Annotated in this window: 12 protein-coding genes; 6 read left to right on the forward strand and 6 right to left on the reverse strand. The window is 74.5% G+C overall.

Translation table 11 applies throughout. The features are described 5' to 3' along the window. Window positions 1-152: 152 nt before the first annotated feature. Window positions 153-731, forward strand: coding sequence for an FxsA family membrane protein (fxsA, locus tag ABZW03_RS30210; protein WP_355265163.1), 579 nt, complete (start codon window positions 153-155; stop codon window positions 729-731). Window positions 732-924: 193 nt separating this feature from the next. Here the strand turns inward: fxsA and ABZW03_RS30215 are convergent, their stop codons facing one another. From ABZW03_RS30215 to ABZW03_RS30225, 3 genes are all read right to left on the reverse strand, one after another. Next, on the reverse strand, window positions 925-1299 hold the full coding sequence (locus ABZW03_RS30215) for an RNA polymerase-binding protein RbpA (RefSeq protein WP_049655293.1): 375 nt from the start codon (window positions 1297-1299) through the stop codon (window positions 925-927). Window positions 1300-1609: 310 nt separating this feature from the next. Further along, window positions 1610-3229 (reverse strand): hypothetical protein, encoded by a 1620-nt coding sequence (locus ABZW03_RS30220; protein ID WP_355265166.1) that lies wholly within the window; start codon window positions 3227-3229, stop codon window positions 1610-1612. 110 nt (window positions 3230-3339) lie between these two features. Beyond that, complete coding sequence (locus ABZW03_RS30225) at window positions 3340-3534, reverse strand: hypothetical protein (protein ID WP_188300502.1); 195 nt, start codon at window positions 3532-3534, stop codon at window positions 3340-3342. Window positions 3535-3932: 398 nt separating this feature from the next. Here ABZW03_RS30225 and ABZW03_RS30230 point away from each other — a divergent pair, with 398 nt between their 5' ends. From ABZW03_RS30230 to ABZW03_RS30245, 4 genes are all read left to right on the forward strand, one after another. Then, window positions 3933-4346, forward strand: a complete 414-nt coding sequence (locus tag ABZW03_RS30230; protein ID WP_355265169.1) for an ankyrin repeat domain-containing protein — start codon at window positions 3933-3935, stop codon at window positions 4344-4346. Window positions 4347-4370: 24 nt separating this feature from the next. After that, complete coding sequence (locus tag ABZW03_RS30235) at window positions 4371-4880, forward strand: GNAT family N-acetyltransferase (protein WP_355265172.1); 510 nt, start codon at window positions 4371-4373, stop codon at window positions 4878-4880. A 98-nt stretch (window positions 4881-4978) separates the two neighbouring features. After that, window positions 4979-6067: a serine hydrolase domain-containing protein gene (locus ABZW03_RS30240; RefSeq protein WP_355265174.1), complete on the forward strand. Its 1089-nt coding sequence runs from the start codon at window positions 4979-4981 to the stop codon at window positions 6065-6067. 105 nt (window positions 6068-6172) lie between these two features. Further along, window positions 6173-6673: an NUDIX hydrolase gene (locus ABZW03_RS30245; protein WP_355265177.1), complete on the forward strand. Its 501-nt coding sequence runs from the start codon at window positions 6173-6175 to the stop codon at window positions 6671-6673. A gap of 7 nt (window positions 6674-6680) precedes the next feature. Here the strand turns inward: ABZW03_RS30245 and ABZW03_RS30250 are convergent, their stop codons facing one another. The 3 genes from ABZW03_RS30250 to ABZW03_RS30260 all read right to left on the reverse strand — a co-directional run bounded on the left by ABZW03_RS30250 (window position 6681) and on the right by ABZW03_RS30260 (window position 9129). After that, complete coding sequence (locus ABZW03_RS30250; protein ID WP_355265180.1) at window positions 6681-7331, reverse strand: vitamin K epoxide reductase family protein; 651 nt, start codon at window positions 7329-7331, stop codon at window positions 6681-6683. Between the two features lie 89 nt (window positions 7332-7420). Further along, on the reverse strand, window positions 7421-8233 hold the full coding sequence (locus ABZW03_RS30255; protein WP_355265182.1) for a thioredoxin domain-containing protein: 813 nt from the start codon (window positions 8231-8233) through the stop codon (window positions 7421-7423). 221 nt (window positions 8234-8454) lie between these two features. Next, entirely contained in the window at window positions 8455-9129 is a 675-nt protein-coding gene (locus tag ABZW03_RS30260; RefSeq protein WP_355265185.1) for a hypothetical protein, read from the reverse strand. A gap of 180 nt (window positions 9130-9309) precedes the next feature. Here ABZW03_RS30260 and ABZW03_RS30265 point away from each other — a divergent pair. Beyond that, on the forward strand, window positions 9310-9594 hold a 285-nt coding region (locus tag ABZW03_RS30265; protein WP_355265188.1), incomplete at its 3' end, for a CHAD domain-containing protein.

The following is a 9594-nucleotide window of genomic DNA, read 5'->3' on the forward strand; positions in this document are numbered from 1 at the left end:
GCTGGCCTGCGGCGCGGCCGTGCTGGCCGGCCGCCGCAGGAAGCCGCAGGCCGGAACACCGGCCGGGCCGGAATCGTTGGACCAGGTGGTGCCGTAGCCGGCCCGGACCTCCCGTGCGGCGCGCAGAGCACCGCCTGGAGTGGATTCGTACCGTGACCCAGCAAGCTACCCCGACCCGTCCGGCCCCGCGCAGCAGGCTCCGCCGTGTGCTGCCGCTGCTGGTCACCGCCTGGCTGGTGCTGGAGATCTGGCTGCTGGTCCAGGTCGGCTCGTGGCTGGGCGGTTTCACCGTCGTGCTGCTGCTCGTCGCCGGCGCCCTGATCGGCGGTTCGCTGATCAAGCGGGCCGGGCTGAAGGCGCTGTCGGCGGCGATCGAGCAGAGCAGGAACCCGCAGTCCGAGCAGCCGCAGACCGGCACCAGCATGACGGTGCTGGCCGGCCTGCTGCTGATCGTCCCCGGCTTCCTGTCGGACCTGGCGGCCCTGACCCTGCTCTTCCCGCCCACCCGGGCGCTGTGGCGGGCGGTCGGGCGCCGGATCGCGGACAAGGCGCTGCGCAGCGCCTCCGTCGCCGGCGCCGACCCGTTCGCGGACGCGATGCGGCTCCAGGAGCAGCTGCGCATCCACCGCCCGGACGGCAAGGTGATCCAGGGCGAGGTCGTGGACCCGGAGTCCGGCCCGCGCGGCCCGCAGGGGCCGGATACCACCTACCGCCCGCCGATCGCCGGCTGATCCGACCCGTTCCACCCGACCCGTTCCACCGGCCGCCCGGGGCGCCTGCGCCCCGGGCGGCTCGGCGTCCCGGGCAGGCCCGGCTTCCGACCACGACCACGCCCTCCGGCAGTCACGTCCCCGGCAACGCGAAAGGGACCCTGGTGACCAGGGTCCCTTTTCGCGTCCTCCCGCTCGGGGCGGGAGCGAGGTGTCAGGCGCTCTTACGGGTGTCCCGCGGGTGCACCGCGAGGTTCATCCCACCGGAGCGGAGCACGGCCAGCCGCTCGGCCAGCACCTCCTCCAGCTCCTCGCGCGTCCGGCGCTCCATCAGCATGTCCCAATGGGTGCGCGTCGGCTTGATCTTCTTCTCCTCCGGCTCGTCGCCGTCGAGAAGTGCCGCCTCCTGGCCACAGAAGCGGCATTCCCAGGTCGCGGGGATCTCCGCCTCGACCGAGAAAGGAACCTCGAAACGGTGTCCGTTCTGACATGCGTACTCGACGGTCTGGCGGGGAGCCAGATCGATACCACGGTCGGTCTCGTAGCTAGTGGCCCCGAGTCGCGTGCCGCGGAGAGCTCGCTCGCTCATGAATCGTGCCTCCCGGGCTTATGGCCCACAGGACTAGTGGTCGCTGTTCTTCGTCGTTCGGTCAACGCTCGGCTTCCGACGAAGATTCCCGTCCCGGGACATGCGTCGTCTGTAGTGCCGCCCCTGTTTGTACCCACCTGCGCCCGATTTGTCACATCTGGCCGGTGATATCACCCCAGGTGTCACCTATTTCACATCTGGTGATCGTGCGGACTTTCTGTGACGAGCGTACCGGGAGGGGATTCCGGGCCGGGCGCCGACCCCGGTCGCGCGCCCGCGGAGCGGCCCGGGAGGCGGCCCGGCCCGGCCGTCAGGAGATCGGTCGCGGGCGGATCATCGGCTCGCCCTTGACCAGGTCGACCGGGTGGGCCGGTGCGGCCGGATCGGCCGCGGGGACCACCGGCGGGTGCTCCGGGCGGGGCGGCACCTCGGCGGCGGCCGCCTCGGTGCGGGTGTCCCGGTGCGGGAGCAGGGCGATCACCGCGTCCCGCAGCGCGGCCGGGGCCTCGTCGTCCAGCGGGTCGACGGTGGCGGGCACCTGGAGCCGGACCGGGGCGCCGTTGCCGATCCGGGCGTAGCCGCGCCCGGCCGGGGCGTGCGCGGCGGGTGCGAGGTCCAGCGGCGCGCCGAGCGCGTCGTGCCCCTCGTCGGGCCCGGCCGGGCCGAGCACCACGCGGGCCCGGGTGGTGGCGCGGACGGTGGCGGTGATCCGGTCCCCGGCCGCCAGGTCGTCGGCGATCACCACGGTGACCCGGGCGGCCCGGCCGTGCCGCAGCGGGAGCTCCAGCAGGTCCTGCGGGTCGGGGCGGCCCTCGGCCCGGGCGAGCTCGCTCAGCTCGGTCGGGTGGTCCAGCAGCAGCCACAGCGGCCGGGTGACGTCCTCGGGCGGGGCGGTGCCGGCGTGCCGGGCGGCGTTGAGCGCGGCGAGCCGGCGCTCGGTCTCGCCGACGGCCCACTCCAGGGCGGCCAGCGCGCCGTGCAGGCTGGTCTCCACCGTGTGCACGCCGGGCCGGTTCACCAGGCAGGCGTGCTCCCCGGTGCCCGCGCCGTCGACCACCACCAGGTCGCCGTACGGGAGGGCCTGGAGCGCGATCGAGCGCAGCAGGCTGGAGGTGCCGTAGCCGGTGACGCCGAGCGCCAGCAGGTGCGGCTCGGCGGAGCGCGGGCCGGTGCGCCAGACCACCGGCGGCTGCTGGACGGTCGTGCCGCCCCGGGTGACCGGGATGGTCCGGGCGGTGCCGTCCTCGTCGGTGAAGCCCAGCACGATCTCGCCGGGGGCGGCGACGAAGCGCTGGGCGGCGATGTCGGTGGGCAGCGGGGCGAGCGCGGTGACCCGCAGCCGGTTGGACTCCTCGTCCCAGTCGAAGCGGTACTCGCGGGCCCGGCCGGCCTTGCCCTGCACCACCTGCTCGATCCGGGCCCGGGCGGCCGGCTCGGTGTCGGTGAAGTAGGCGGGGTAGCTCAGCTCCAGCTGCGACAGCCGGCCCTCGCCGTCGAACTCCCAGGCGCTGAAGGCGCTCCGGTAGCTGCCCTCGAAGCGGTACAGCGGGTTGGCGTCCTCGGGGCCGCACAGGTACGGGGTGAGCGCCGCGTAGAGGGCGCCGAGCTTGACGTCGGCGACGTCCGGGGCGGGTGGCGCGGCCGCCGCCCGGGGGGCCCGGCCGGACCAGGCGGCGCTGGCCATCAGGGCGATCAGGGCGAACAGCAGTCCGTGCGGCAGCAGGTAGACGCCGATCAGCAGGGCGGCGGTCAGGAACAGCGTCGGGCCGCGGCGCTCCTTCGGGGTGTCCTGCCAGCGGGACCTGGCCCAGTCGGCGTGGTGGCGCAGGCCGCGGCCGATGACGGAGAGCGGCGCGAACATGTCGGAGGCGTGGTCCCCGGCGGTCCGGGCGATCGCGCGGCCCTTGCTGAGGTGGCGGTGGAGCGGCATTCCTTGACTCCCCGGGCGGTGGGACGGGAGGGGGGCGGAGGTGGGGTACGACGGGGCCCGGGGCGGTGGGATCCGCGCCCGGGCCGGTACGGGGGAGGGGGGAGGAGCGGCTAGAACCTGATGCCGCTGAGCAGGCTGGCGAGGCTGGCGCCGCCCGCGGTGATGCTCGGCGCGATCGAGGAGCCGGCGATGTAGAAGCCCAGCAGGGCGCAGACGATGGCGTGGGAGACCTTCAGTCCGTCCCGGCGGAAGAAGAGAAAGGCGATGGTGCCGAACAGGACGATGCCGGAAATCGAGAGGATCACGTTCCGCTCCTCAGGAAGATGGGGACAAGCAGGGGTGTTACGGAAAGTGCATTAATCGTGACAAAAAGTAATAGATGATGGAACGGTGCAAATGGGTGGTTCTGCCGCTCAATACCGCTCCGGTGGGCGGGAGACGGCAGGGGGCCGGCCGGGGTGGGGGCCGGGCGTCGCGGGATTCGGTGTGCCGAGGCATTCCCTGGCGGTGGTCGGGAAGTTTCCGGGGGGTCCGGAAAGTTCGCTCGAATGGCTGCGCGACGCGCGCGGCCGCGTGTCGTCGCGGGCGCGGGCCGTCATCCGGATTCCGGACGCCCGCTGGTCCGTTCCGGCACCGGCCGCTACCGTGCCCTGGGCGCAGCCCCGAGACCGCCCGACGACACCGACCGGAAAGGCCGCCCATCATGACCGACGCCAGCCAGCAGCCCGCCGACGCCCCCGACGCCGAGGTGATCGCGCTTGCCGGGAAGCTCTTCGACGCCGCCCGGGCCGGGGAGACCGAGACCCTGTCCGGCTACCTGGACGCCGGCGCCCCGGCCGACCTCACCAACGGCCGCGGCGACACCCTGATCATGCTCGCCGCCTACCACGGCCACGCCGCCACCGTGGCGGAGCTGCTCCGGTACGGCGCCGACCCGAACCTCGCCAACGACCACGGGCAGACCCCGCTGGCCGGCGCCGTCTTCAAGGGCGCCGCGGACGTGCTCGACGTCCTGCTGGCCGGCGGCGCCGACCCGCGGGCCGGTGCCCCGAGCGCCGTGGACACCGCCCGGATGTTCGGCAAGGACGACCTGGTCGCCCGGTTCGAGGCCCGCTGAGCGGGGCCCGTAGGCTTTTCATCCATGAGTACCAGCAGCGCCCGGGAGACCGGCACCGTCGAGTTCCGCGTCACCGGCTACGCCCACCCCGACGCCCAGGCCCTGTCGGCGGAGGTGCAGCAGGAGTACGTGCGCCGCTACGGCGACCCGGACGAGACGGTCATGCGCGCGGAGGACTTCGAGGCGCCGGCCGGCCTGTTCCTGATCGCCTACCTGGACGGCCGTCCGGTCGCCTGCGGCGGCTGGCGGGCCAAGCAGGCCGGCCCGGACGACCTGCGCGACGGTGACGCCGAGCTCAAGCGGATGTTCGTGATCCCCGAGGCCCGCGGCCGCGGCCTGGCCCGGGCGGTGCTGGGCCGCCTGGAGCGGACCGCGGCCGAGGCCGGGCGCACCCGCGTCATCCTGGAGACCGGCACCGAGCAGCCCGAGGCCGTCGCGCTGTACCGGTCCGAGGGCTACGCCGCGATCCGGAAGTTCGGCATCTACAAGGACCACCCGCAGAGCATCTGCCTCGGCAAGGAACTGGTGCCGTAGGGCGCGTCCGACGGTTCGCGAGCCCGACTGGAATCGTCAGGCACGCCGTAGGTCGCGTCCGGCCGGGTAGGCTCCCGTCGGCCCGAAGGGGGAGACGGATGAGTCACCAGGCAGCCGGACCCGGCGCACCCGGAGCCGACCGGCTCCCCGCCCTAGCCGCGCCGGGCGGGGAGCTGGACCGGCTGGTCCAGGACGGTGCGCGGACCGTCGGGGCGGGCGCCGTCTGGGTCGTCGGCGACGCCGGCGGCACGCTCGGCGGCGGCAGCCACGGGGTGCTCGGGCAGGGCCCGTACGCGCGGCTGCGGCCCGGGCCGGACACGCTGTACGACCTCGCCAGCCTCACCAAGGTGATCGCGCTCTGGCCCTGCGCCGGGGCGCTGTGGCAGTCCGGCCGGCTCCCGCTGGACGAGCCGCTCGGCCGCTGGTGGCGGCCGGCCGCGGGGCACCCCGCCGGTGAGGTGACGGCCCGTCAACTCCTCGCCCACACCGCCGGGATGCTCCCGTACACCCGCTTCGAGCAGCTCTACGGGCGGGACCTCGCGGCGGTCCGGGCCGGCGTCCTCGCCGGCCCGCTGCACCGCCCGCCGGGCACGGCCGTCGAGTACACCGACCGGGCCGCCGTCCTGCTCACCTACCTGGTCGAGGACCTCGGCGGCGCGCCGCTGGACCGGCTCGCCGAACGCTGGGCCTGGGGCCCGCTCGGCATGGCCGACACCCGGTACGGCCCGCTGGACGGCGGGCTCGCCGCCCGCACCGCGCCCACCGAGTACGAGGAGGGCGTCGGCGCCCACCTGCGCGGCGTCGTCCACGACCCCTCCGCCCGGCTGCTCGGCGGCGTCTCCGGGAACGCCGGGGCCTTCTCCACCGCCCGCGACCTCGCCCGCTTCCTCACCGCGCTGCTCGCCCCGCCGCCCGGGCTGCCCTGGGGCGGGGCGTGGACCGCGGAGTCGCTGCGCGAGCAGACCGGCGGCCTCGCCCCCGCCCGCGGCCTGTCCTGGCTGTGCGCCCCCGGCACCGACCCCGTCGAGGGCACCTTCGTCCACTACGGCTTCACCGGCACCGGCTTCTGGGTCTCCCGGCGGCTCGGCCGCTGGGCCCTGCTGCTCACCAACAAGGTGCACTACGACCGGGGCGTCGAGCAGCTCACCGAACTCCGCAACGCCTTCCGGCGGGCCGTCTTCGGGTAGGGCCGATCTTGCACTCCTTCGGGTGGATTCGGCGCGAACCGCCGTTTCGCGGGCCGGGATCGCGGCAGATTGTCCCCGAGGACGGCGGCCGACGGAGGAGGCGCGATGACGGACACCTGGGCACTCTCGGAGGAGGAGTGGCTCTCCGGGATGGTGCGCGCCTACGTCGGGTGCAGCGTGCTGCTGACCGACGAGGCGGGCAGGATCCTGCTGCTGAAGGCCAGTTACCGCGACCAGTGGCAGTTCCCCGGCGGCGGGATGGACCCGGGGGAGGGGCCCGCCGAGTGCGCGGCCCGCGAACTGTACGAGGAGACCGGGCTGTCGGCCGGGCCGCTGCGGCTGCTCGTGGTGGAGTGGCGCGACGCGATCCCCGACCAGGGCGAACACGCCCACCCCGCCGTGCAGTTCATGTTCGACGGCGGGACGGTCGCGGCCGGGGCGGTGGTCCGGGCGCAGGCCGAGGAGATCGCCGACCACGGGTACTTCACCCCGGCCCAGGCCGCCGTCCTGCTGCAGCCCGGTGCGGCGCGCCGGCTCACCGGGGCCCTGGAGGCCCGGCGGACCGGCGCCGCCGCGCTGCTGCACTCGGACGGGTACGTGGGGTGATCGACGGTCAGAGGAGGGTGCTCCAGTAGTACCAGAACCGGTTGAGGACCATCAGTGCGATCACCGCCGCCCACAGCACCGGCAGCGCCCAGTGGTACCGCGCCGCCTCCCGGACGACCACCCGCAGCCGCGGGCCCGCCGGGATCACGCCGGTGCGCAGGTTGTGCAGCGTGGTGTACCAGAACAGCGCCACCACCGTCGCCCACACCACCATGCAGTACGGGCAGAGCGCGCCGATGTCGTACAGCGCCTGGTAGATCAGCCAGTGCGCGAACACCACGCCCAGCGCGGTGCCCGCGTTCAGGCCCAGCCAGAACCAGCGCCGGTACGCGGCCCCGGCGAGCAGCCCCGCGCCGATCGCCGTCAGCGCGCCGAAGGCGGCCAGTCCGAGCAGCGGGTTGGGGAAGCCGAAGACCTCCGCCTGGTCGGTGCGCATCACCGAGCCGCAGCTGATCACCGGGTTGATGTTGCAGCTGGGGACGTAGGAGGGGTTCTCCAGGATGCGGAGCTTGTCGAAGGTCAGGACGGCCGAGGCGGCCAGCCCGACCAGCCCGCCGAGGAACAGCAGGAGGGCGAGGGCCCGGCTCGCGCCGACCGGGGCCCGGCCGGCGTCGTCGGGGGCGGAGCGGGACAGGTGCACGGTGGTGACGGCGGACATGGCAGCACACTCCGGTGGCTGGCTTGGAGGAGCCGGCCCGGCCGGGATTCGGCCGGGCCGGGTGGTGCCGTACGGTGCGGAGGTGCGGCCTACTGGAGGCCGGCGGCCTGCTTCACCTGCGCGGTGAACTGCTCCGGCGGGACGACGGCGTTGCCGGCGAACAGGGTGATCTGCTTGCCGTCCACCTTGACGGTCGGCGTGCCGGTCACCCCGCTGCCGTTGAACGCCTCGTTGACCTTGGCCGCCCACGGGGCGTACGTCCGGTCGGTCACCGCCTTCACGAAGGCGTCGGTCTTCAGGCCGGGCACCTGGCCGGCCAGGTCCAGCAGGTGGTTGACGTCGCCGAAGCCGTCCTCGCGCTCGTCCGGCTGGTTGGCGTACAGCACGTCGTGGAACGCCTTGAACTTGTCCACGCCCTCGTTCAGCGCGGCGCCGACGGCGGCCAGCGCGGTGCGCGAGCCCTTGCCGCCGAGGTTCTTGTCCAGGAAGGCCGCCAGGTGGAACTCCACCTTGATCTGGCCGTCCTCGGTGAGCTTCTTGACGGTCTCGCCGTTCGCCGCCTCGAAGTGCTTGCAGACCGGGCAGCGGAAGTCCTCGTAGATCGCCATGGTGTGCGGGGCGTCGGCCTTGCCGTAGGTGATCACCGTGCCCTCCGGGCCGGAGGCGTTGGCCGGCACGACCAGCGGCGCCGACTCGGCGGCGGAGGCCTTCTCGTTCTTGTCCGAGGCCGAGTTGATCGCGATGGTGACGCCGCCCGCGAGGGCCAGCACGACGACGGCCGAGACCGTCACCACGATCCGCTGACGGCGCTTGGCGGCCTGCTGCTCGCGGCGCTGCGCCTCCTGGATCCGCTCACGGGCACTGATGCGCTTGGCCTGCTGCTTGCTGGGGGCCTGAGCCATGGGGAAGTCAACTCCTGTACGCGGCGCGCGGGTGCGCGCGGGAAGCCGCAGCGGGTGCGGCGGGGTCGGTGGACGCGGGAGTCGTGCGCACTGCCTGCGGGCGTACCGGGGCCGTCCGGCCGGGTACGGGGGTGATCGGGCCGGCGACGGTGATCGGTCGGAGACGGCGACCGGTCAGAGAGGGCGATCGGTCGGCGACGGCGATCGGTCGGCGACGGTGATCAGCAGGCAGGCGCGAAGGCGGGCGGGCCGCGCCGGGGCGCCGGGCTCAGCACCACGTCCTCGCGGCGCGGCCGCGGGCGGTCCGACACCGGCAGCGGCACCCGCAGCACCGGACGCGCCGGAGCCGGGGCCAGCAGGACGGCCAGCGCGCGCAGCGGGCCGGTCAGCGACCCGCGCAGGGCGCGCAGCGCCCGGGCCAGGCCGGACAAGGCGGAATCGCCCATCCGCAGCCAGGCCGAGGCGGCCAGGGCGATCGCCAGGTGCGCCAGCAGGAGCAGCAGCTGGGTCGCGGCGGGGGCCAGCTGCCCGGCGTGGCCCAGCGGGCCGGCCAGCAACGAGCCGTCCACCGAACCGCCGCCGCAGACCAGCAGGTTCACCCCGCGGGCGGGCACCTGACCGGCCAGCACCGGCGAACAGCTGGTCTGGCCCAGGTTGAAGGTGGTGTTGAGCAGCAGCTCGACCGGCACCATCACGCCGGAGATGTGCAGCATCCGCCGCTCCCCGCCGGCCAGTACGGCCGCGACCAGGAAGACGACGGCACCGGCCGAGGCCACCAGCGACAGCGGCAGCGGGCGGCCCGTGATGACCACCTGGCCCAACGCGGCCATCGGCACGGCGAGCGCGGTGAACACCGCGGCCCGCAGGGCCCTGGTCGAGTGGGAGGAGGTCGTCACGCTCCGGAGTATGCCATGGCGCTCGCGTCCGGCACGAGGGCCCGTAGGTCCCTGTTCCGGCTGACGCGCTCTCAGCAGCCTGCGAGGTCGGCCGCTCGGCCCGTTCGCGCGGGCGGCAGCGGTCGTCCGCGGACTAGCCTGGAAGGCGTTCCCGCCGACCCGACGAGGGGGCGAGCGCCGATGGCGACACCCGAGACCACGGTGGGGCAGGTGCTGCTCGCCCGCATCGAGGCGCAGGCCGCGGTGCTGGCCGGACTGGACGACGCCGTGCGGGCGGACGAGCCGGACGCCGTGCACCGGATGCGGGTCGCCTGCCGGCGGCTGCGCAGCGCCCTGCGGACCTTCCGGCGGCTGTTCACCCCCGGCGCCACCGACGACCTGGTCGTCGAGCTGCGCTGGCTCGCCGCCGCGCTCGGCGGGGCCCGGGACCGCGAGGTGCTGGCCGAACGGCTCGCCGCCGAGGCC

The organism is Kitasatospora sp. NPDC004799, from assembly GCF_040609095.1.
Lineage (GTDB): Bacteria > Actinomycetota > Actinomycetes > Streptomycetales > Streptomycetaceae > Kitasatospora.